This window comes from uncultured Methanobrevibacter sp., assembly GCF_902771435.1.
In the GTDB taxonomy this organism is placed as follows: Archaea; Methanobacteriota; Methanobacteria; order Methanobacteriales; family Methanobacteriaceae; genus Methanocatella.
Genome location: NZ_CACXXB010000013.1, coordinates 33,277 through 57,513 on the forward strand (window position 1 = coordinate 33,277; position 24,237 = coordinate 57,513).

Below are 24,237 nucleotides of genomic sequence, written 5' to 3' on the forward strand. Positions count from 1 at the left end.
CCTTTTCTATCTATTTTTTCTATACAATCCCAATGCGATGTCAACTATCGCAAGTATAATAATTAAAATTATCCATATGCTTATTGCTTTTCTGAGTATTGCAAATATTATTGCAAGAACTATAAGTGCTACTCCCACTAAAATTGACATTTTCCATTGTTCCATATTTAATCACCTTTTTATATTTTATAACCATTTATTAATGTAATATCTTCAAAAAAGAAGTGTTCGGAAGCTGCAATTTCAGCTATAAATCCTAATTCATCCAGCATATCCAGGGTTTTCTCGTTATCTGAAAATGAAGACTGAATTAGCTGTACAGTTCCACCATCATTTAAATGATTTGGCACTTCATTTAAAAATAAATCAATAACTTTCCTTCCATTTAATCCACCATCAAATGCATAATTTAAATTGCTGTCAATAACTTCATCTTCTTCAGTAGGTAGATATGGAGTATTAAACAAAACTACATCAAACTTTCTATTTTTCACAGGCTCGAATAGATTTCCGAATAGGATTTCAATATTTTCAATGCCGTTTGCCTGAAAGTTTTTTCTTGCAAGTTCGCATGCGTCAAAATTGATGTCTGTCACTGTTATCTTATCCGTTAATTTTGATGCATACATTGCAACAATTCCGGATCCCGTACCAATTTCCAAAACGCTTTGACCTTCTTTGATTAGTAAATTTTCAGCTAGCAAATAACTGTCTTCAGCTGGAATATAAACATTATCATCATTATTTATAATAAATTCACTCATATTATCTACTCATTCAAAATTGAATTCAACTCTTTTGATAAAAACAGTATCTCTTCGGGTTTGATGGCTATTACTCTCTTTTTAAGATATTCATTTAGCTCATCATCTTCAATCCGGTTTATTTTTTCTTTCATTTCTTTCTTGTCGAGATTGCAGATTACATGCCTTGAATCGATCAGTGCATTTCTGATTTTTTTGTTTCTGTGCTGGAACAGCGCTTTTGTAAAATTGGAATATATCTTAAAGTCCTCTTCTGATATTTTATTTTCCTTTGGGGTCAGCTTAACGACGGTCGAATCTATTTTCGGTTTCGGCAAAAAGCTTTCTGAACTGACATCTGTTAATGTTTCAACATCACATTTAAAATACAGCATTGCAGACAGTCTGGAATAGTCTTTTGTCCCGACGGCACCGTTCATACGTCTTGCAAACTCTTTTTGATACATTAAAATAGCAAGGTCAAAATCATAGTTTAAAAATTTAAAGGTGATTGGTGATGAAATTTGATAAGGTAGATTTGAGATGATCTTATTGAATTTGGGAAAATCAACATTTAAGGCATCATCGTTAATTAATTCTACGTTATCTATTTTTTCTTTCTTTAGTCTTTCTCTTAGTATTTTGGCTATATTTGAATCTTGTTCAATAGCTATTACTTTTCCAGCTTTTTTGGCAAGTTCAATTGTTAGTGTTCCTATCCCAGTTCCTATCTCCAGCACAACATCGTCTTCATTGAGATTTCCAAAGTTAATTATCTGGTCCCTTTTATTTTTATCAATCAAATAATTCTGACCGAGATTTTTATTTAACTTTATCCCATATTGATTCAAGATGATTTTCGTTGTTTTTGACAGGGATTGGGAAGATTCACTATTCAATTTATCACTTATTTTGAATTCCTAGGTCTTCTTGGAGCTTGTGTAAATAGATAATATTTACGTTTACCTCTTCTAACTATAGAAGTATCTAATTCTTGTTTTACTCTATTAACAATCATTCCTGCAGGATCTGTTAAAGTAGGAAGCCTTTTAGTTATGTCTTCAAAGCTTTCGAACGGTTTTTCTTCTCTTGCTTTAATAATGTCCCACATGTATTTTTTTCCAATTCCCGGAATTAACTCTAAAGAATGGAGTCTTGTACTTAATGAATCTGCAGTATTGAAAAATTCAACAAATTTTTCTTCATTTGCTTCCACAATTTCACGAATAGCATATTCTAATTCTATTCTACTTGTTGCAGTTAGATTTTCAAAATTTAATTTACCTAAGACCCTATATATCTTATCTCTCTTTCCTTTTCCGATATATACGGTATCCTGGATATCTAAATCCACTCCAGTTTTAGGAGCTAATTCTAGTAAAGTGAACTGTTCTGTACCAATAGCTTGAGCAATAGCTTTTCCACCAAATTTGGACATGTCTGATTTAACATATCCTCTACTTAAATAATCAAGTATAACAGCATATTCTTCTTTTTTTACTGCTGGTGTTTTATTTTTTTTGTTTTTATTTTTATCCATAGTTATCACTTCACTATTGTTTTTTGCATGTCAAAAAATATTGACCTTAGCTTAACTTATGATTAGTTTTAATTTTTAAATGTAATAAATATATCTAAAAATAGCTAGCAAAATTGCCTTAAAAGTAGTAAATTATATTTTAAAATAAGAAAAAAGGTGAATAGTTAGTAACTATTCAACAACATCATATTGTTCTAGAAGTTCGAGAATTTTTTTCATTTCTTCGTTGTCAATTTTACTTGGTTCTTTAGCAAATATCAATCTTAAATCTGCTAAGTCTTCAGGAACTAAATCAACAATATGAACAGCGACTTTAGGTCTTAAGTTAAATTCTTCTTGGAGTTTTGCAATGATTTCTTGTGAATCTTCAAGAGAGTATCTTTTAAATCTTGCAAGGTGGTTTAAAGTAATGTTCTGTTCATAATTTAATTCATTATCCTCAGAAAACTCTTCAAGTATCTCTTTAACTTCAACACCTGGAATAGGTTCACTTTCAATAATATTTTTTCCAATCATAAAACTCAGTTTTGTAATTTTAAGTGGTCAGGTCTAACGATTAATTCTTTTGCTTTGTTCCCATCTTTTAAGGATACGATGTAAGCTTTACCTTTTTGACCTGTGATTTTTCCGGTTTTACCGTGGAATCTAGGAGCAGGTTGACCTTTTTGGATAGATGGGTTAATGGTAATGTGAACTAAGTCTCCTTCTTCAAATTTTTGGAGTCTGTTAGTAATTGGGTTGGTTCTGCCCGGCCTTTGTACTTTAGTCATTTTTTTTCTTGATCTACTTTTTAATCCTCTTGATCTTTGCATTGTATAACCTCTTAAATCAGTTCTTGTCTGGGTATATAATTATATCTATGTTATCAGCTACCTAGTATTAAAAAAGCCCATAAATACTAGTAACATAGAATGTGAAAATAATTGATTATCATCAGTGATATGATAATATTATATTTTTAGTTTAATGTCATTAATATACTTTTAGTTTTTGTAAGTGATTTGACAAAAGATTTCATGTTAATGTCAAAACAGTTTTGAATATGCTGGTGAACCCTGACTTTATGTTTGGAATTATTAAACTGGTCATGTTATGGATGGTGATAACGTTAAAGGATGTATAACAGTTGGTAAGCTCTAATCCATGATGGTCTTAAGAAGTAATTTGAAAAAATCAGATTAATGAAATTAAAAAATGTGACTTAAAGTCACATTCTTAAAGAAAAGTTTTTTATGCTTTTAATATAGATTCGAGAGTTTGTTGATCAGGAGAGTTGATTTCAACTATTTTACCATCAACAACATAATCGAAGAGTGTTCTGCCTTCTTTTTCAGTGACGAAACCTTGGTGACCTGCAATAGTTTGGTTAGTTGCGTTGTTTACTTTTAAGTCATTAAAGTCACCATCATCAGCAAAGAAAACTTGTACAATGAAGTTGGTTTCGTTGTTGTAGAATTCAGTACCGGATACTTTACATTTTTCACCAAATGCTTCAGTAGCGTTTGCTACCATCCTAGCGGATTCATTTTCTTTAAATCCAGCTGGAACTTTGAAATCTATACCTTGTAAACTAAGTTTATCATTATTTATAGATATGTCTCCTCCATCGGAATTTGATTCGCTTCCGAATGAAAAACTAAATCCTTCAGCACTAACAGCGCCGATGGAAACCCCAATTGCAATTAATGCAATTAAAACAATTATTATCTTTTTCATAAAAACCACCTATATGTATAACATTAACATGTTATAATGTTAATTTTGCATTTTATTGTATAAGTAATATTCCATTAGTCTGCAAGAATCTGGTGCACATTAAATGTTTTTTTCGCACATATCAGATGTTAAAAAAATAGAAGAGTTAGAGAATTATATCTCTAACGTTTAACTTTTAAAGTTGTTTTTATAGTGTTTTTAAGGTAGGTAACTGTCATGGTGTATTTTTTACCTGCCTGGAGTTTGCTGATAACGCTTTTGCTAATGGTAAATTTAGCTATTCCTTTTGCACTGGTTTTAGCACTGTATTTTTTACCATTAAGTTTAAGTGTTATTTTTTTGTTTTTAACTGCTTTTTTGCCGTTTTTAAGTGTTGCCTTGACAGTCAGTTTTTTTGCAGATTTTTTAACGGTGTATTTGCTGGTTTTAAGATTTTGTTTTACCTTAATGATATTTTTATTTACATTGCCTTTATAAACTCCATATAGTATATATTTGCCCGGTTTTAAGGTATTTGGTATTTTGAAAGTGATGTAACCTTTGGAATTGGTTTTAACCTTGTATATTTTCTTGTTAATCTGGAGGGCCACCACTTTATTTTTACCAACAGGTTTGGTATTGTCGTCAAGTATATACGCTTTAAACTTAGATCCGTCATTGTAATACATTACAACATTTTTATCTTCTGTAAATCTGGAATATGCACCGATTTTACTTGTTTTAATTTCGCCAGTTTTCGGATTTTTGACAGTTATCTTTTGATTTTTAGCCAGTTTGGTGAATTTGAGGGTTATGTAACCGGATTTATCACTTTTGTAATACTTGGATTTTCCGTTGACAGTAATTAAAACCTTGGTATTTTTCACGGCTTTTCCATTGGAATCCAACACTCTCAACTTGTAATTGAAATTACTGTTAAAAGTCTTGTTAATATTTGAAGAAACCACAGTATTCTTTATGATGATATAATTGACAATTGAAGTGTTGTTGTATGTGGTTGTGATGCTATACTTTCCAGGTTTGGAATTTATATTAAGTTTAGCCAATCCGTTTTCATCTGCTTGACGTTTGTAGGTTTTTCCATTGTATTCAAAAACGACTGTTTCACCAGGACCAACTTTTGCGACAAATGGATCCTTGTTGGTGTAGTATTTAACTAAATTTTCAGTAATGTTTAAATCGGAAACAGTATAAGCTTTTATAATTGCTACACTGTTTAATTTTGCTAAATCAGTCCATTTTTTCCCGTCATTACTTGCAAATGACTGGCCTTTTTTAACATGAATTCTAAGGTTATCAGCAGAATACAATTCAGCTTTAACTTTTATTTTAAAAGTATCTCCTTTTTTGATTTGAACCAATTTGTTTAATTTGATGGTTTCAAATCCCTCGAAGTTACTTACGCCTGTTTGTTCATAAACAACAGCATCGTTTACACTTATTGAAACTGCATATTTAATGCCTGCTTTTTTGAAATAGGTTCCGACAGCTGCAATCAGTTCGTCTTCATCAGCTGTAAAGGAATTGTAATAATACTTGGCAGTTAATTCAGTTATTTTACCTCCGACATTAATCTGATAAATCCTGTTGAATGTATCATTATTGATTATGTAGCATATATTGTCATCAGATCCAAGACTAAGGTCATAATATGACACATAGAAATATCCTTCATCACCCCAGTCTGTTCCCCAGCTGTTTTTGACAATCCATGCTCCATCGCCAGGTGGAGTTTTTAAGAAATTATGTGCAGAATAATTATCATCCCAACCTACAATACAAACCCTATGGTCTGCAATTTTATTGCCATAATAATATTGCGCGGATTTTACTTTACTAAAAAACTTTTTTTCATTAAAATCTGCATGATGACTAGTAGCTACCGCACCATAACGTATTAGTGCATCCTTAATTAAACTGTTATCTCCTGCATTTTTTCTTTTAGGAAGAACAACTGCATTTTGAATGTGAATGTCTTCAGGAGTTATGTATAATGAAGATATTTTGCCCAGTTCGTCATAACTATCATATTTTGAAGGGAAAACTCCTAACCAATCAGTCAGATAGGCTATAGCTCCATATTCAGCTCCACCTTCAATATATCCTTTTGCTCCATATTTGGAATATTGAATCATTGAATTTTGAGCATTGTTTTCTGATAGGGAATATGTAACATTTGTATATCTAAGTAATGCGGATTCCAATGCTGCAAGATTACCGAACATCCAGCATGCACCCATAAATCCCTGGTCTTTGACAGGGGTAATCCAACCATAATCTCTCAAATCAAATTTGGCAGGCATTTCATCATATGAAAGAGTGTTATTGAGTATTATAAATGGTTTTGCAGTATTTTCAAAATTATAGAAGTCATTAGTGTTGCCGAATGAGCGCTTATCGTTGGTGAAGTTGTTATTTTTTTTATCAGTTACTGTTCCATATACTGTATATATGCTTGTAACATTGGAAGGATTCTCAAAATAATTATTTCTCAATGTTAAATCAGTATCATATGCATAAATGGTAGTAACGTTGGAAGCAAGATTATTTTCAAAAATGTTTCTTGCAAGATTCACTGTTCCCATATCAAAATAACATGCTCCTCCGTAAGATATTTCATCCTGTAGGCTGTTAGATCGGAATTTTGAATCGGCAATACCTACGGTAGCAAAACTGGTATAAATTGCACCGCCTTCATAGTTCGCCTTATTTGATATGAATTCAGAACTTCTGACTATTATAGTTCCGCCTAACTGTAAAAGAGCTCCACCAAAAGAGGAGTAACAGTCATAGAATTTACAGTTGGCGATTTCAACTTCACCATCACCGGTTTTATTATCCCCTATGATGTCTAGAAATATTGCTCCACCATTGTTTACACTGGACACATTGACAAATTCACAATTATTAACATCTAGATTAATATTTTCTTTAACAGCAATTGCACCAGCAGTTTTATTCGCAAATAAGTTTCTAAATTTTGTGTTATTAATCTCAATGTCAGATTTATATTCACAAAATATTGCAGTAGCGTACCTTGAAGTAGTATTTAAAAAAATAGAGTTTAAAACTTTCAAATCTGACTGATACCCATAAATTTGACCTTTGATAATTTTATCAGAATTACTGATAAATGTAGAGTTATTGACAGTCACATCACAACCATAAGCAGTGATTGAAGAACCCTCTTCCCCACTGGTATCAATAAATTTACAGTCGTTAACAATTAAACGTGCCTCTTTGGAATATATGGCTCCCATGTTATATGGGTTTCCGGTACCAATACAATTTATAAATGTTACATTATTTAATGTCAGAGTAGTATTGGCAGCAATTGCCGAACCGTAGTTATGAAAACCATTTTTAATTATCAGATTATTTATGGTCACTTTATTTCCGGTAATATTAAATGCTCTGGCCTGATTGTCACAATCGATTATATGATTATTCCCGTTTATGACAAATGCCTTTTTATTTATATAAATTCCTGTGTCGGAATCCAGTCCGCTGGAATTGTCAAATTTATAATCGCCGCTAAGATCCAAACTCGAATCTGCAACAAAAAGTTCAGTCTCAAAATCTGCAAATGAACTCTCATTTGCACTGACGTCCTTTAAAACATCCATACTTCCAGTATCATTCAAATCGGCTGCGGAAATTGCAGTGATTGAAAACAATAATACAAGTAATATGAATGAGTTTAAAATTAGTTTATTAAATTTCATATTTTACCTCATAAATTATATGCATTATAATATATTTGGTAAAATATTTAAGTGTTTGGTAAAATATTTAAGTGATTCTAAACAGTTTGATGGTTTGGTGTAAAAAAATGGTGTGAAGAAGATAACTGTTTAGTTATCTTCAAATCTTCTTCTGTCAATTAATTCTTGACGTTTACCTGGATTCCATCCTCCGGATGCAGATTTTGCACGTCCAACTTGTTGTACGTATCCGGTAATTCTGTCATACCATTCCACATCTTCAGATTCTCCGCAGGTAGGGCATGTATTATTTAGCCCTTTCATTAAAGTTTTACATTTAAGACAGAAACTTAATGCTGAGCTGTAAGCCCAGAATCCGATGTCGGATTTTTTTGCAATTTTATTGGTTAAGCTCATTAATGAATCCGGATCGGAGTAGGATTCTCCCATGAATGCATGGAAGATGTGTCCACCAGGAGTAATTCCGTGGTATTGTTCTTCAATTTTGATTTTTTCAATTAATGATAATCCAGTGTCTACTGGTACATGTGAAGAGTTAGTGTAGTAGTTAGCGTTTCCTTCACCTTGTACGATAGCTTGGTCTCCGAATTGTTTTTTATCGAGAGTTGCAAATCTGTAAGCAGTAGATTCAGCTGGAGTTTGGATAACGGACCATCTGAGTCCAGTTTCATCTTTCAATTGGTTAGCTCTATCATTGATGTATTCAATACATTTTACACCAAATTTATTTGAATCTGGGTTTTCGATACCTTCGCCGAAGAGGGAGGTTAACATTTCATTAAGTCCAACGAAACCAAAGGATAATGTTGAATTTTCGATTCTGTAGTAGGATTCCTCGCCTACTTTTTGTTTTAAGAATGGTAAAATGTGGAAATCATTTAAACATTTTAATCCTTGTTCTCTTCTGAGCATTAAGGTTTCAACAGCAAGGTCCATGTATGCGTCGAGGTATTCGAATACTTGGTTTTCGTCTTTTGATTGGTATCCGATTCTTGGTAAGTTTAAAGTTACATATGCGAGGTTACCAGTTCTTAAACAGTCTTTGTCCCAGTCACCAGTCCAGGTATCTTGTAAACAGGTTCTGCAACCCATGTAGTTAGCATTTTTTCCTCTGTATTCAGGGAACATGTTTACAAAGTAGGAGGAACCGTATTTTGCAGATAATTCGTGAACTAAACGGAGGTCGTCTTCGTATTCACTGGTCATTGTTTCTTCACGGAGTGTGTAAATTGTATTTGGGAATAAATGAGGTTTACCTTCGTTGTCTCCATCGAGTAATGTTTCGGTGAATGCTCTTTGGATTAATCTGGTTTCTTCTTCATAGTCTGCATAGGTTCCAACTACTTGGCCTTTTGGTCCGTAAGCAGTTTCATCTTTTAAGAAATCAGGAACACCGAATTCTAATGCCATGCTGGTAAATGGAACTTGGGATCCACGAGCTGCATAAGCCATGTTCAGGTTGTAGATGAGCATTTGGACAGCCTGTTTGATTTCTTCGTAGGTTCTGCCTCTTGCAAATGGTGCAACAAATACGTTCCAGAGAGACATGGATTGTCCACCGGACATGTTTTGTTGTGCTGCGAGCATGATTTCACCTGTGTGGTTCATTAAAGTTTCCATGTGGTTTGGTGCACCTGCAATGGAGGTGTGGTCACCGGTACCGTCTACTTTAAGTCCATATTTGATGAATGTTCTTATATCATGTTGAAGACAGTTTAAAGGTCTTCCTGCGAAGAATTCTAAATCGTGAATGTGAATGTCACCGGACATGTGTGCGTCAGCTAAGTGTGCAGGTAACATTTTTAAAAGTGCATATTGTTTTAATGCTTCGTCCGCTACATGTTTGTGAATACTTTCAGGGTTGTGAATCATATTTGCGTTATCTCTGTTACCGTTTTCAATTAATGAGGTAATGTTGTATACAGGAATACCTAAACGAGTGTAACGGCTTCTTAAGTCTTCTAAACCATATTCGATTAATTTGGTGTTAACCATTTCCCTGATCATTGGAGCGGTCAAGTATTCGACATTTAATTTTTTGAGTTCTTTCCATGTTTCAGTAGCGATTTCAAAAGCGGTTTCTTGGCTAGCACCGGTTTCTTCAATTAAGGTGTTAGCAATTTTTGATAAATCGAATGCTTCGATAGTGTCTCTGGAAGTACGTACCTTTAATTGGGTACTTGCTAAGTATTTGTTTGCAATTTCAGGGTCAATATCCTCTAAGCATTCATAAACAATTTTTTTGATTTCTTTGGTTTTGATTCCATCGTATAATTGTGATACCACTGTAGCTACGATTTTGTCTGATTCAAAGAATGGAGTTTCGACCATTACTAATGATTTTAGTAATTTTTCGTAACTGAATCTTTCTCTGATTCCGTTATTTTTCTCTACATTGATTTTAGCGGAATCATTTAATTTATTTCCTAATTCTGATATTTTTTCCATATTTTTCACACCATTTTTCCTACGTTTTTATTAATAAGTATAATTAGTAAACGAGAGATTACTCTCTCACGTGATTATACTATATGTCTGCACATGTATAATTATTGTTCGTATACATACGAACAAGTTTCTATATAATAGATGGGTCCTTATCATATATAAAATGTTCGTCTTCATGCGAACATTATTAATGTGCACTGAAATTTACTATGTTTTTCATATTTAAAACAAAATGTCCTAGAGCATTTGATGAGTATTCGGACTAAAAGAAAACATCCAGTGAACTCTGTTTGGATTTATCACTTTCAAACAATGATTTAATACCAAATTCCTGAATCTCCAAACGTTGTCTTAAGTATGGGGATATTGGGTATCTGTCAATTAGCTCTTGCGAAATTTCAAGATATTTTGTCACTGATCCTTTTGAAACTGAAAGAATCAGGTTACCGCCACACCTGCATTTTCCGGTCAGCGGCATTCTCCTGTATTTTGCACCACACTTAGTACATCTTACCTTCTGTTTGGAAAATGCTCTAGAATTGCCCATGATGTCTGGTAAGAAATGAGAGGACAATACTTTCTCAACAACTCCACGCTGATCAACAGCTCTTATGCTTTCAGCAAGAGCAATCTGCGCTTCAACTTTTTCTCTCATTGATGGTAAGGTTTTATAGAGACATATTGTTGGTCCCGCATGAATGTTGGTTGTGTGGTGGGAAAACATCAATCCCTCATATTGCTGCGGAGTTCCTAAATGCATTTCGACATTATCGATATATTCGAGAACTTCGGCAGGTTTCAGAGGACTGTATGTCTTTTCATAAAATTCAACAGGGAATCTTTCGAATATGTCCAGGTTGTGAGATTCGTCGTCTATTTCTTCAGGGTCTATTCTTGATGATAAAACCAAAGGAGCGTCCATACTGCCTCCCCTGGTATTTGGTAAGTATGATTTTGAAAAGTTAATCAATGCATCTAAAAGCAACATTACTGCATCTTCATCACTGTCACAGTTTCTACGTTTGGCTGAATGGAAATAAGGATGCGCATAACAACCCAAAGCTTTGGTAAATCCAACAATTCTTCCGAGCACGCCTGCAGATGTATGCGGTGCAAGTCCTGCTACCAAATGACCAATCAAATCACTTTTCTCTTTAACGTTATAAAATGGATCCATTCCATAAAATCTTGTAAGTTCGTCATCAATAAATTGTGCGGTTCTAAGAAGGTATTCTCCACAGTTGTCTGAAATTACAATGTCCTGAACTCTAAGTTCAATGATTTGGTCTTCATTTTCAATCGGGTTTCCATAACAATCTTTTTCATAACCCATTTCAAGAAGCTTTTCGACAGTGACGCCAATCTCTTTAGGCACGAAATGAGTCAGCGGCAAATCAGTTGAGTCATGGCGTATTGTACCGTCCTTAAATGTAAACACTTCATTTTTTGCTCTAAGTATTCCTTTTTCAAGAGGTTCAGCTAACTTTGACTCGGAAATCATACCGATTACACCTTTCACTTCATCAACCCTTCTGACTTTAACGTTATCAGATGCCTGTTTGAGCATTGATGCAAGGGGTATGTTTTTTTCTCTAGGTGGTGTAATTTCTGTAGGGCTTCCACATTTCGGACAAAGTGAATTGTTGGAAGTGATTCCGCATTCAGGATTGGTACATTTCCTTCTGGCCATTTCTACTTTGATACTGCCTTTTTTGGCAGCTGTGGCAATCAGTCTCCTGGCACCTCCATTATTTCCGATTGGGAATAATCCATGAGGTGCAGGTCTCATTAATCTTTCTTTTGATTTTTCAGGTCTGCCTACACGGGTACCGATGTATGCCGGGGCCTTGTTTTTTATTTCAATAGGCGCAACTTCATTTACGGCTTCGATTGTAGTTTCCATTTTAGGCAGTTTTTTGGATAAGGTAACTAAAAGAGCATAGGAATGGTCTTTGTCAATGATTATTTTACCATCGCGAACGGTGTGCGGAACACCAATGACTTCCAGAACTCTTTTTGGATATGATAAATCTAATTTTATTCCTTCATTTGGTTTATAGGTTGATTTGCATTTAATAATTAAATCGATTAATTCATTTAAATCGTCAATGGTCACGTCATTATAGCAGTAGGTGTATTTCGGATGCAGCGGAATGTCATACTCCTTGGATAATTTAAATGCTTCGATTGATGACAAATACTCATATTCAAGTTTATGCAAATCTAAATCATTGTTTTCCGCATCGAATTTTTCACTGCCTGTTAACAATTGAATCCACCATTCTTCAACCCAACCTGATGGATACAATGGCTGGTTGTTTCTTAAAAATTCTCCAAATGCAACAAGCATGTCTCCCAGGAATAATATTTCGACAACATCTTTTTTGACTTCACGGGCTTTTTTAACGCTATCGAGTATCAATACATCTCCGTTTCTAAGCTTGACGGTAGGTCCTTCAATGGAATCAACAGGAACAACACAATTACCTTTACCAGGATATTCAATTTTAAGCTGTGTTCCAACGGCTAAAAATTCGAGCAATGCCATTGTTGCCGGATGAACACCCATGGTTGCAAGGCCGGTATTTCTTGACCTTCCGTATCTTAATCTGAATGCTCCCTTTTCGGAAGGATATCCTAAAATCGGCCTTCCTCCGATAATATCCTGAATATACTTAGGTTCACTGGCGACTTCAGACTCTCCTCCATCATCACTTTTGGAGTCATCTTTTTTAGGTTTGGAATACTCTGTAAGCCATTCCCAGTCAAGTCCAAGCTTTTTGGAAATTTTATGAATCTTTTTGGATTTCTGGATAACCCCTTCAACCATCGCAAGCAAAGCTCCACCACGGATGTTGTTGGTTTCGACACGTGCAAGGTCTCTGTGTGAAACTTCAACCTGGTCTGTCTGCTCTCCTGACACTTCAACGGGTATGTGGGTTGCGGCAAATCTGACCTCTTCCGGGGTTGGTGAGTATTGTAAGTTTGTAACCTCTGATTCGTAAAGCTCAACTTCTTCCACATATCTTTCGATTTCATCATCAATTGGTTTAAACGCATCAATGTTGATAGCTTGCCTGATTTTATCTCCTAAAAGCACAGCCAAAGCAGCTGCAGTACCTCCGGCACTTCTGATAGGTCCTGCAAAGTAAACTCCGATATATTTTGTTCCATCAAAATTATCTTTGATTTTAACGTCTGAGATTCCTTCCAGAGGAGCCGCTACAACTCCTTCTGTTAGAATGGCCAAAGCGGTTCTCAAGCCCTGATCACATCTTTGTTCTTCATTCCAGTCTGCTTTTTCACCGGTAAGCTCAAATTTTCCTGATGCAATCTCTGCGGCAATTTCAAAAGCCACTTCTTCTCTGGTAATGTCTGCTTCTAATTCTTTAATTCTTTTAGCAACGCCTTCAGGGCCTACAAGCCCTTCTACTCTTTCCGCTAAATCCTTTGCAAGAGGCACTTCTGTCTCTGTTTCAACATCTAATCCTTTAGACCTTGCCTCATTGGCTATTTCATATAGGTGATTGGTTTCTGCTTCTAATCTATCAAAATAATTCATGGTATCCCCACAGGTTACAAAACTAATTTCAGTATATTAGTATTTGTTTTCATGATATTAATAATATTTGCAGGTGTGAAATTTCACATTTCAAAAATAGTTAAATATGTTGTTGACTATAATTTTATATTACTGTACTAAGTGGTTGAACTTTTAATTATTATTGCTATTTTGGTGATTTTAATGTCAGATGATAAACCAATGAATGCCATGTATGGGCAAAAAGTAAAATTAAATTTAGATAAAATTAAAAATAGAAAGGAAAAACCTGTAGAAACTGTTGAAGAAGCTCCTGCAGAACCTATTGTTGAAAATGTTCCTGAAGAACCTGTTGTTGAAGAAGTTGTAGAAGAGCCTGTTGTTGAAGAGGTTGCTTCTGATGAGCCTGAAGAGGTTGTTGAGGAAGTAGTTGAAGAGCCTGTTGTTGAAGAGGTTGCTTCTGATGAGCCTGAAGAGGTTGTTGAGGAAGTAGTTGAAGAGCCTGTTGTTGAAGAGGTTGTTCCTGATGAGCCTGAAGAGGTTGTTGAGGAAGTTGTAGAAGAGCCTGTTGTTGAAGAGGTTGTTCCTGATGAGCCTGAAGAGGTTGTTGAGGAAGTTGTAGAAGAGCCTGTTGTTGAAAAAGCTCCTAAAAAACCAAAAGCTGAAGAAAAACCTGCTTCAAATGAAAAACCTAAAAAACAAAAATCTAAATTAGATGATTTGAAAAAGAAACTAAAAGAAAAAGATGAAAAATTATCTAATCAATCAAGTGAACTTAATTATTTGACTAATAAGATTATTCCTAAGCTTAAAAAAGAAAACGCTGATTTAAATAATCTTAAAAATGAATTGACAAAAGCATTAGAAAAAACTACCAGAAAATACTTCGATCAATTGGATATTAATGCAGATTTAAGTAACAAAATTGGTAAACTCGGTGCTGAAAGTGCTGTCAATAAAGTGAGAGCTGATAAATTAGAATCCGAAGTTGATACAATTAAAGAAGAACTTGAAGCTAAGATCGAGGATTACAAAGAAAAATTAGCTAATGTTAATGTTGATTCAATTGAAAAAGAAAACAAGAAGTTAACTAGCGAAATTGAAGACATTAAGGAAAAACTTTCTGATGCTAGAAAAGAGAATGTAGACCTTTCCACTGAAGTTGATAATTTAAGATCTGAACTCATTGACCTTGGTAACTATAAAGAAGAAGTTGAAAGCCAAATCAAAAAAGAAATCACTGGTTATAAAGAGGAAATTTCTTCACTCAGAACTCAGCTTAAACTTAAGGAAAGTAGCTACGACAAATTGTCTAATGAATCCAAAAAAGAGTCTTCTGATTTGCGCAATACCATCAGAAAACTTGAAGATGAATTAGAAAAACAATCCAATAAAGGATTATTCAATAGATTAAGATGATTAATTTCATCTAATTTATTCTTTTTTTTAAAATGACACAAGATAACTATTTCATGACCGAAGCCATCAAGGAGGCTCAAAAATCTTTAGATCAAGGCGGGATTCCAATTGGAGCAGTCCTTGTTAAGGATGGTGAAATTATATCCAGGGGTCATAATAGATTGATTCAAAATGATTCCGTTATTTTGCATGCTGAAATGGATGCAATCGAAAATGCGGGTCGTTTAAATTATGAAGATTACATTAAATGTACATTATACACCACTTTATCCCCATGCCCTATGTGTTCCGGAGCAGTAATACTGTATAATATACCGAAAGTTGTGATTGGAGAGAATACCACATTAATGGGAGCGGAAAACTTGCTTGAATGCAATGATGTTGAAGTCGTTGTTTTAAATGACATTAGGTGTAGAGACTTATTTTTGAAGTTCAAGTGTGATAACTGCGGAATATGGGATGAAGAGCTTGCTAAAGTTGGAAACACTACTGAGGTTAAATAATGGAAATTATAGTGACTGATGAGAGGGATGAAAGATTCATTGAAATGTGCGCATCTTTTGGATGCGTAATTGATGAGCCTCATGTAGTTTTACTTTTAATAAATTTTGGTAAAACTGTGGGGTGCACTAGTTTTAAGGTATATGATGCAGATTCTGCTGAAATCACTACATTATTCTTGAATTCCTATGACAATCGTGAAAAGATTGCATATAAATTGATAAGACAGCTTGAAAAAATAGCAATGGATTATGAGTTTAAAAGTGTTGTTGTTAGTTTTGAAAGCAGGGAAGATATCCTCATTGAGATATTCGAAAAATTGGATTATCAATTTGTTGAAGATGCAGATGAAATACTGCTCAAAAAAGAGTTCAAAAGTTTAATTTAAAAAAAGAAAAATTTAAAAGATTAAGCTTCCTGTCTTAATCTTTTTACAACAAAGTCTTTATCTAAGCTTAACAAGAATGATGCTGCTCTTGGGCCTTGTTTTTGACCGAGAATCATTTTGTAAATAGCTTGGAATCCTTTTTGTGGTTTTAATTCTTGAGCTTCCAGGATTTCATACATTGCATCGTGCAGTTCTGTTGCATCTGAAAACTCATTGTTTTCAATCAAATCAGCCAGGTCTCTTAAGAATTTGGTTTGCTCATCAGTTAAAGGTAATTTTGGAACTTTTTTGGTTTGCACTTGGAATTTTACAAATTTAGGTGCATAATTGTCCAACCAATATTTCACATTGTCGATCCTTTCCCTGTATTGTGCCATTTCAGTTTCATTCAAGTCACCAAATTCCTTGTCTTTGAAGCTTTTTGTCAGCTGGGAGTTTCTTTTGAGAATGTCAAAGATTTTCTCAAGGTCATCACCTGCAATCTGATAAGCATTGACCAGGAATCTGAACGGAGGTCTGAAAGGTAAAGGTGCATCAGGAGTCATTTGGACTATTTCATAGATTTCCTTGAATTTCCTTTCTTCTTTTTCAGATGGAGCTTCCACTTCATCATAGAATACTTTTTCTACTGTATCAAACTGATCAATAAAGTCTAGGAAAGGCATTTTTGGTGAGAAATCTTTAGCTTTCATAGGTTTTGATCTGAATAGGTAGTAGTGAAGACTTTCAGCAGGACCAATTTTCAGCCATTCTTCAGGTGCGAAGAATACTCCGTGGGATTTACTCATCGCTTCACCATCAAGGGTTATCCATTCGTATGGTACAGGATATGGTGCAGGGTAGTCAAATATTTTTTCGGATATTACGCTACTTACATCATATGATCCTCCACTTGCCGCATGGTCTTTACCGAATGGTTCGCATGTTGTTCCGAATATTTTCCATCTTGCAGCCCATTCCACTCTCCATGTGAGTTTACCGTTTCCGGTTTTGATGTCCATTTCACCATCGTGGCCACATTCACATCTGTATTTGATGATGTCGCCGTCATAGTCATAAGCATATGTGGTGTTTACCCTACCACATTTGTCACAGATTGGGTTGTAAGGAAGCCAGTCATCAGCCAAAGGCTCTCTTCTGTATTGGTTGAAGATTTCCTTGATCTCTTCAACATTTTCAAGTGCAGTTCTTATATAATCGTTATATACTCCGGATTTATACATTTCAAAACCGGATTTTGCTTCCATTTCAATTCCGTAGTCGTCCATCACACTGAGTAAAGGTTTTTCAAAGTGCTCTACAAAGTTGGCGCAGCAACCGTCAGGACATGGAATTGTGGAATATGGCATTCCTAAGTATTTATCGTAATCTTCAGGTAAAGGATATGGAACTTTTCTGAGTGGGTCGTGGTCATCTGCAATCCATATTGTTTTAGCTTTTTTTCCTTTTTCTCTTAATTTCTTTCCAATTCCGTTAGCTATAAATATGTCGCAGGAGTTTCCAATATGTATTGAACCTGAAATGGAGGTTCCACTCGCAATGACATGTTCTTCTACATCCATTTTACTTAATTCATCAGCTATATTTTCAATCCAATGTGTCATCTATTCTCACCGTTAATAATAAAAAAATTATCATAAAATAAGTATATCTATATTTTTGTTATTATAATATAAAAAGATTAGTTTGTTAAAATTTCAACATTAACGACAAATGTTGGGTATTTTCAGTTTATATGAAACAAAATTAAATAAGGAGTAATAAAAGTAATTAAATAAAAAAAGAAGTTAAATAGATAAGAATATCTATTTAATTAGGTCAGAATCGGATTGATCCAACCATTCGTTAACGATTTTTACTGCACAGTAGTTACCGCACATTGTACAGGTATCTTCTTCTTCAGGAGGTCTTTGGTCTCTTTTTGCACGTGCAGCTTCAGGGAACATTGCACAAGCATATTGTGCTTCCCAATCGAGGTTTTTACGGGCTTCTGCCATTGCAAGGTCTTGTGAACCGTCGATTTGGCCACTTGCAAGGTCTCCAGCATAAGCTCCGATTTTGGTTGCAATAACTCCTTCTCTTACGTCATCTGGGTTAGGTAAAGCCAAGTGTTCTGCAGGGGTTACGTAACAGATGAAGTCTGCTCCGGCTTTTGCAGAGGATGCTGCACCGATTGCAGATACGATGTGGTCGTAACCTGGTGCCACGTCACATACAATAGGTCCTAACATGTAGAAAGGAGCGTTGGAACACATTTTCTTTTGAATCATTACGTTTGTTGGAATTTCATTGATTGGGATGTGTCCTGGTCCTTCAATCATACATTGTACTCCAGCTTCACGGGACCTGTCGATTAATTCTCCTAAAATAATCAATTCTTGTATTTGAGCCCTGTCTCAACAATCCATCCGGACATGAATGATCCTCCACGGGAAACGAGTCCGGTTACACGACCTTGTCTTTTGAGTCTGGTTAAGGTTTCGATGTTGATACTACTGTGGACAGCCATAAAGTCAATACCATCTTTTGCTTGTTTTTCAATGGTGTTGAACAGGTCGTCTTCAGTCATGTAGACTACAGATCCGTCTCTTCTGATACTTTCAATAGCAGCCTGATAGACTGGCACTGAACCCACTGGCAATGGGGACATGTCCAAGACTCTGTTTCTTATTACGTCCAGGTCTCCACCTATACTCAATTCCATTAAGCAGTCTGCACCATTGTCAATTGCAATTTGTGCTTTTAAGACTTCTTCATCAAAGTTAACGATATCTGTTGAAGTACCAACGGTTGCATTTACTTTGGTTCTTAATCCTGCACCAATACCTGATGCTTCGATATCTCTATTAACGTTACTTGGTATTACTATAGTACCTTGGGCTACTGATTTTAAAATGAAATCTTCTGAAACACCTTCAATTTCTGCAACGTGTTTCATTTCATCAGTTAAAATGCCTTTTTTTGCATCACTAATTTGTGTCATTATTTTCCTCCTTGATTATAGATTAAACAGTCAAATTTATTTTATTATATTTTCATCAATGATTGATAATGTGTTATATTTATTTAATAGTATTTAAATTAATTGGATTATTGTTAATTCAAACTTTATTGATATATGTAAATTTTTTTTTAAAAAACAGTAATTCTTCAGTTAGTACAACTGAATTAAAGCCTTATTGATATAAATAAAGTTTACTTTAAAAAAAATAAAAAAAGAAAAGAATTTAGTAAAATTCTTGCATTCTTTCAAAAGCATCATCAAAAGTTGGCATATTGGTTTGACAGCCTTGATGTTCAATAATGAATGATGATACTGCTGATGCGAATTTTGCTGATTCTTCTAATGATTCTCCGTTAAGGAATCTTGATAAGAATCCTGCCCTGTAGGAATCTCCTGCTCCTGTTGGGTCAACAGCTTCTCTTTTGATTGCATCAATTTTGATCTTTTCTTCATTTGAATAAATTTCGCTGCCCTGCGCTCCGCATGTCTTAACAATTATTTTTGGTCCCAATTCTCTAAGGCCTGCTAAATCAACTTCCAGAGCATTCAGAATTCTTTCTATTTCGTGATGATTTCCAAACAGTATGGTGGTGTTTTGTATCACGTCACATAATTTTTTGGTATCATACATTCCGAGGTCTTGGCCTGGGTCAAATGAAACGAGCAAGTCTTCTTCTTTTGCTTCAAGGGAACATTTCCAGTTAAAATTAGGGTCACCGGTTGCAAGGTGCACTGCTTCAGTATTTTTAATTGCTGAGGTAGGCACTTTACTGTCAGCGAATTCACGTGCAGCTCCCCAGTAGAAGTAACTGATCTGGTCATCGTTGTCGTCTGTAAGGACAAATGCGGTAGGGGTAGCTTCACCAGGAACATAAATTAATGAATCAGTGTCAATACCTAAGTTTTGCATATGTTCGTAGTATTCGGTTTTTTTGAAATCTCCAGCAACAGCTGAAACCAATGAGGTTTTCAATCCTAATTTCGCACCAACACACGCAACGTTAGCGGCTGCTCCGCCATTGAATGTTTTCATATTGGTTATTGGTGCTGAGAAGTTTGCTTTTGGAAATTCAGGCACTCTAATAATGTAATCATGAGCAGAGTGACCAATAGCTAGTAAATCTCTGTTTTTTGCCATAATATCGCCTTTTTATATTTCAATTTAATATTGGATTTTATTGTTATTTAATGTTTTGAAAATCATAACCGTGAAAAATCACAGTCACGCACAGTCACATAAATGTATAATTAATTTATATTTTTATTAAAGGTTTTCTTTTTGCCGAGAGCATTTGATGAGTATTATTGTATAGGTGCAAATCCCTGATTTTTTATTTCCTTTTGACCCTCATTCAGCAGATATTCAATGAATTCATCTACTTCTCTTTTATCTTCGCTTACCTTAATCAAACTTATTACGTGACGGGTATCGAACTTTAACAGTTCATTTCCTTTAAAATAACTGGCATTTAAAAAACAGTGTAAATTTTCAGAGTTTTTCACTAGTTTGAAAGCGTCGAACTGTGAATTCACTTTATGGGTGATGTTATAATCAATATCGTAATGTTTTAATGTATTCCAGGCAAGCCTTTGGGCAGAACCTGTCACATTTACAAAATTAAGGCCATTCAAATCATTTATGCTTTTAACTTCCTTGCAATTCGGGCTTGAAATTAAAACAAGATAGTCATAGGCTATCGGCGTAAAGTCAATATCCCTTTCATAGGCAATCAGCGGATCGTCCAATGTCAATATATCTACAGCTCCTCTTTTGGCAAGTTCAAATGCATCTCTGTCGCTGCTGCTGTAAATATTTGTATTGAATGGTGGTCTGATGGTTTCCAGAAGTCCTGAACTGATATGTCCTCCAACAATGTTTATGTTCGGGGTTTTTTCTATTCTTATTTGATATTTTTGAAATTCTTCAAGCAATTCCAGTCCGTTTCGAGTCAGTATTGTTCCGTTGCCTACCTTTTCAGTAATTTTGCATCCCAATTTTTCCTCAGCTTTTAGCAGTCTTCTATTAAAAACAGTATGTGATATATTCAATTCTTTAGCTGACTGTCTCTGGGATTTTGTTCGGGAGAGGGATTCTAAACTTTGATATAATTTATAGTCATAAATTGTACCATCTATGTCTAAGCTAATCAGACCTTTGCTTTCTAAGTTCATTAATTATATATAATTATTTAATCATAATTATAATTATATTGTTTAACTATTCTGGGATTGGATAAAATGGATATAATGAAAGATTCAATTAATGCTATATTGAAAAATATTGAAAATGCTGTTGATTATTTAGATGAAGATATTATTGAAGATTTTGAAAATGAAATATTGAAGGCCGAAAATATTTTCGTAACCGGTGCGGGAAGGTCAGGTCTTGCAGGCAAAGCATTTGCAATGAGATTGATGCATTTGGGATTAAGCGCTTATGTTGTTGGTGAAACCATCTCTCCAGCTATTCATAAAAACGATTGCATAATTGCCATTTCCGGTTCTGGAGAAACCAATACCATAGTTTCTGCTGCAAGAATTGCTAAAGACAGGGGTTCTAGAGTATTGGCCGTAACTTCTTATCCTGAATCCACTCTTGGGCAGCTGACTGACAGTTATCTTCTTGTCAAAGGTAGAACCAAACAGGAAGTTGATGACGAGAACTATATGAAACGTCAGATTCACGGTAATTACACTTCATTGACTCCGCTGGGTACTGCATTTGAGTTAACCACTTTGGTATTTTTGGATGCTATCGTATCAGAATTGATGGATAAGATGCAACAGACAGAAAACGACTTAAGAAATAGGCATGCGGTTTTAGAGTAATTTAGTCAAAAATTACTCTATTTTGATTATTATATATATTACAGCGTTGGCCTCTTAGGAATCCGACCAATGTAATGTTTCCTTTTTTTGCAATATTGTATCCTGAATTTGCGGGTGCGGCATTTGATGCCAAAATTGGTACGCCGGCTCTTGTCATTTTGATTACCATGTCCGCAGGCATTCTGCCACTGTAAATCACATATGACTGTGAAAGATCAAAATCATGCAGCAGACCATATCCGATTACCTTGTCAACTGCAACATGGCGGCTGACGTCTTCTTTTACGATAAACTGATCTTCATGCACGATTCCGGCCACATGTGTTCCTCCGGTAGCCTGCCATATTTCGGCGTTGTTCTTCAGCTCTTCGATTCTGTCGATTAATTCGCTAACGTGTACCTGGAATGTGGATTCAACAGGATTTACATGTTTTATTTTGCTTCTCCATCCTCCGGCCGAATCAGAACAGAGTACTGTTTCATTTGTTTTTAAAAGTGTATCATCAATTTCGGCATGGATATTGACTCCGTCAACTTCTATTTTTTTAATCGCATCCATTGTGTTTACCATATTTTCATTAAAAAGGTATCCTACCGCAAATTCTTCAAGTGAATCCTCTATTGCTGAGAGGCTGCGGCTGATGTCATTGTTGATGGTTAGTGTTATTGTCTCATCGAGAACTACCTTTTCCTTTGCTTCAACCGCTTCATTATTTTTATAATTAATTGCATCAATTTCGCCGACTTTCATTTAAATCATCTCTCTGAATACATTTTCTATAACTATTGTTACTATTTTAAATATTTTATAAATAATAATATTGTTGTTTGGCGATGTGATGGGCGATATGAAATCGCTTGTGTAAATTTTTTTTTATAATTATATTAATTGTCTAAACTTAGTTTTGTTTGTTGGTAATCGAATAAAAATTGTTTATATCTAAATTTAAATTGATTATGAAAATTAGACAACTAGTTAACTATTTATGGCTTATAGTAAACTATTTTTTCAGTTTCATATCATAAATTTTAATATGAAATATATTTCATTTCGTATTGTGATTGTACATTTAAATGGGATATATATTTTGAATTTTGTTAAAATTATGCATTAAATCGATATGAATTAATATTCTTATCATCGTGCTTTTCTTTAAAATATTCAGTTGTAGTATTTAAATATTTCTCTTTAAGCCTAATAACAAATCCTTTTTATATGGTAAAGTTAATATATAATATCATAATACTCCGAACTGTGTAAGCAGTGGATTCTATTAGTATTATACAAATTATAAAAAAAAGGGAATAAGAGGTAGATAATATGGGTTCATCTTTTAAAAGTCCAGTAGATACCGCAAAAGCAATTTCCGGAACTGCTGGAGCAAAAAACTCTGCAAATATTGTTAATGTAATATTACTCTCCTTCTTAGCAGGAGCTTATATTGCATTTGGTGGATTATTAGCTGTCGTTGCAAGCGCAGGTATGATTAAAGCAGGCGCACCAATCGGTTTAGAAAAGTTCGTATTCGGTGCAGTGTTCCCTGTCGGTTTGATTATCGTTGTCCTTGCTGGATCTGAATTATTCACTGGAAATGTTATGTTCATGACCCTTGGTGTTTTAGATGGTACCGCTTCTGTTGGCGGTCTCGCTAAAAACTGGGTAATCAGTTGGATTTTCAACTTCGTAGGTGCATTATTCGTCGCTTACGTTCTCGCTTTCATGGGTGGAATTGTCCCTGCAGACCCTACTAACGCTATTGCTGCTAAAGCTATTGCAGTATCAGAAGGAAAAGTTAAATTAGACTTCTTAACTGCAATGATTAGAGGTATTGGTTGTAACTGGTTGGTATGTTTAGCTGTATGGTTAGCTAACGCATCTGATGATATCATCGGTAAAATTGTTGGTATTTGGTTCCCAATCATGGCGTTTGTATGTATCGGATTTGAGCACAGTGTCGCAAACATGTTCTTCATCCCGTTAGGTTTGTTCTTAGGCGCTAAAGGTGTAACTTGGGGTACTATCATTATTAACAACTTAATCCCAGTTACTATTGGTAACATTATCGGTGGAGCTATCTTTGTAGCATGTATCTATTGGTACACCTACTTAAAAGACTAGCTAGTAAATTAAATCTTAAAGAAGCTTTTCAAGCTTCTTTTTTTTAAATTATTTAAAAAAATAATATATTTTGGAGATTATAAAATGGTTGAAATTAAATATGTTCCAACAATTTGTCCATACTGTGGTACTGGTTGTGGACTTAACTTTGTTGTTAAAGACGGCAAAATTGTTGGTGTAGAACCTTTAAAAAGACACCCTGTAAACGAGGGTAAAGTATGTCCAAAAGGTAACTTTGGATATCAGTTTATTAATAGGGAAGAC

The 24,237-nt window shown here is 34.6% G+C and carries 20 protein-coding genes and 1 pseudogene; 6 read left to right on the top strand and 15 right to left on the bottom strand.

The features are described from left to right. Window positions 1–6: 6 nt before the first annotated feature. The 10 genes from QZU83_RS04815 to polC form a co-directional block, all read right to left on the bottom strand. Window positions 7–165, bottom strand: coding sequence for a hypothetical protein (locus tag QZU83_RS04815; protein ID WP_295610110.1), 159 nt, complete (start codon window positions 163–165; stop codon window positions 7–9). A gap of 14 nt (window positions 166–179) precedes the next feature. Further along, on the bottom strand, window positions 180–764 hold the full coding sequence (locus tag QZU83_RS04820; protein ID WP_295610112.1) for a HemK2/MTQ2 family protein methyltransferase: 585 nt from the start codon (window positions 762–764) through the stop codon (window positions 180–182). A 5-nt stretch (window positions 765–769) separates the two neighbouring features. After that, the gene (rsmA, locus tag QZU83_RS04825; protein ID WP_295610113.1) at window positions 770–1,642 is read right to left on the bottom strand and encodes a 16S rRNA (adenine(1518)-N(6)/adenine(1519)-N(6))-dimethyltransferase RsmA; all 873 of its coding nucleotides are present in this window, start codon (window positions 1,640–1,642) and stop codon (window positions 770–772) included. A gap of 8 nt (window positions 1,643–1,650) precedes the next feature. Next, window positions 1,651–2,283 (bottom strand): DUF655 domain-containing protein, encoded by a 633-nt coding sequence (locus QZU83_RS04830; RefSeq protein WP_295610115.1) that lies wholly within the window; start codon window positions 2,281–2,283, stop codon window positions 1,651–1,653. A gap of 171 nt (window positions 2,284–2,454) precedes the next feature. Beyond that, on the bottom strand, window positions 2,455–2,799 hold the full coding sequence (locus QZU83_RS04835; protein WP_295610117.1) for an RNA polymerase Rpb4 family protein: 345 nt from the start codon (window positions 2,797–2,799) through the stop codon (window positions 2,455–2,457). A 5-nt stretch (window positions 2,800–2,804) separates the two neighbouring features. Continuing rightward, window positions 2,805–3,095, bottom strand: a complete 291-nt coding sequence (locus tag QZU83_RS04840) for a 50S ribosomal protein L21e (RefSeq protein ID WP_294999928.1) — start codon at window positions 3,093–3,095, stop codon at window positions 2,805–2,807. Window positions 3,096–3,513: 418 nt separating this feature from the next. After that, on the bottom strand, window positions 3,514–3,999 hold the full coding sequence (locus tag QZU83_RS04845; RefSeq protein ID WP_295610119.1) for a hypothetical protein: 486 nt from the start codon (window positions 3,997–3,999) through the stop codon (window positions 3,514–3,516). A 161-nt stretch (window positions 4,000–4,160) separates the two neighbouring features. Further along, window positions 4,161–7,724, bottom strand: a complete 3,564-nt coding sequence (locus QZU83_RS04850) for a C1 family peptidase (RefSeq protein ID WP_295610121.1) — start codon at window positions 7,722–7,724, stop codon at window positions 4,161–4,163. Between the two features lie 129 nt (window positions 7,725–7,853). Beyond that, the gene (gene nrdD / locus QZU83_RS04855; protein ID WP_295610123.1) at window positions 7,854–10,172 is read right to left on the bottom strand and encodes an anaerobic ribonucleoside-triphosphate reductase; all 2,319 of its coding nucleotides are present in this window, start codon (window positions 10,170–10,172) and stop codon (window positions 7,854–7,856) included. Window positions 10,173–10,434: 262 nt separating this feature from the next. Next, window positions 10,435–13,734, bottom strand: coding sequence for a DNA polymerase II large subunit (polC, locus tag QZU83_RS04860; protein ID WP_295610125.1), 3,300 nt, complete (start codon window positions 13,732–13,734; stop codon window positions 10,435–10,437). Window positions 13,735–13,917: 183 nt separating this feature from the next. Between polC and QZU83_RS04865 the strand changes: the two genes are divergently transcribed. Genes QZU83_RS04865 through QZU83_RS04875 form a run of 3 tightly spaced genes read left to right on the top strand, consistent with a single transcriptional unit; the run spans window position 13,918 to window position 16,021 of the window. Continuing rightward, window positions 13,918–15,132, top strand: coding sequence for a hypothetical protein (locus tag QZU83_RS04865; RefSeq protein WP_295610126.1), 1,215 nt, complete (start codon window positions 13,918–13,920; stop codon window positions 15,130–15,132). 32 nt (window positions 15,133–15,164) lie between these two features. Then, window positions 15,165–15,635 (top strand): nucleoside deaminase, encoded by a 471-nt coding sequence (locus tag QZU83_RS04870; protein WP_295610128.1) that lies wholly within the window; start codon window positions 15,165–15,167, stop codon window positions 15,633–15,635. Then, entirely contained in the window at window positions 15,635–16,021 is a 387-nt protein-coding gene (locus QZU83_RS04875) for a hypothetical protein (protein ID WP_295610130.1), read from the top strand. The genes QZU83_RS04870 and QZU83_RS04875 overlap by 1 nt, the downstream gene beginning before the upstream one ends. 20 nt (window positions 16,022–16,041) lie before the next feature. Here QZU83_RS04875 and lysS read toward each other — a convergent pair whose 3' ends face one another. From lysS to QZU83_RS04895, 4 genes and pseudogenes are all read right to left on the bottom strand, one after another. Continuing rightward, window positions 16,042–17,625, bottom strand: a complete 1,584-nt coding sequence (lysS, locus tag QZU83_RS04880; RefSeq protein ID WP_295610132.1) for a lysine--tRNA ligase — start codon at window positions 17,623–17,625, stop codon at window positions 16,042–16,044. Window positions 17,626–17,826: 201 nt separating this feature from the next. After that, window positions 17,827–19,004 (bottom strand): annotated as a pseudogene (locus QZU83_RS04885) (phosphomethylpyrimidine synthase ThiC). Between the two features lie 244 nt (window positions 19,005–19,248). Continuing rightward, the gene (locus QZU83_RS04890) at window positions 19,249–20,163 is read right to left on the bottom strand and encodes a carbohydrate kinase family protein (RefSeq protein WP_295610134.1); all 915 of its coding nucleotides are present in this window, start codon (window positions 20,161–20,163) and stop codon (window positions 19,249–19,251) included. Between the two features lie 164 nt (window positions 20,164–20,327). After that, window positions 20,328–21,197, bottom strand: a complete 870-nt coding sequence (locus QZU83_RS04895) for a LysR family transcriptional regulator (RefSeq protein ID WP_295610136.1) — start codon at window positions 21,195–21,197, stop codon at window positions 20,328–20,330. A 66-nt stretch (window positions 21,198–21,263) separates the two neighbouring features. Between QZU83_RS04895 and hxlB the strand changes: the two genes are divergently transcribed. Next, a complete protein-coding gene (gene hxlB, locus QZU83_RS04900) occupies window positions 21,264–21,854 on the top strand; it encodes a 6-phospho-3-hexuloisomerase (protein WP_295610138.1) in 591 nt (196 codons plus the stop codon). Window position 21,855: 1 nt separating this feature from the next. Here hxlB and fdhD read toward each other — a convergent pair whose 3' ends face one another. Continuing rightward, entirely contained in the window at window positions 21,856–22,605 is a 750-nt protein-coding gene (gene fdhD, locus QZU83_RS04905) for a formate dehydrogenase accessory sulfurtransferase FdhD (RefSeq protein WP_295610139.1), read from the bottom strand. A 570-nt stretch (window positions 22,606–23,175) separates the two neighbouring features. Here fdhD and QZU83_RS04910 point away from each other — a divergent pair. After that, window positions 23,176–23,973 carry a formate/nitrite transporter family protein gene (locus tag QZU83_RS04910; protein ID WP_295610141.1) on the top strand — a complete coding sequence of 266 codons (798 nt, stop codon included), beginning with the start codon at window positions 23,176–23,178 and terminating at the stop codon, window positions 23,971–23,973. Between the two features lie 84 nt (window positions 23,974–24,057). After that, on the top strand, window positions 24,058–24,237 hold a 180-nt coding region (locus QZU83_RS04915; RefSeq protein ID WP_295591526.1), incomplete at its 3' end, for a hypothetical protein.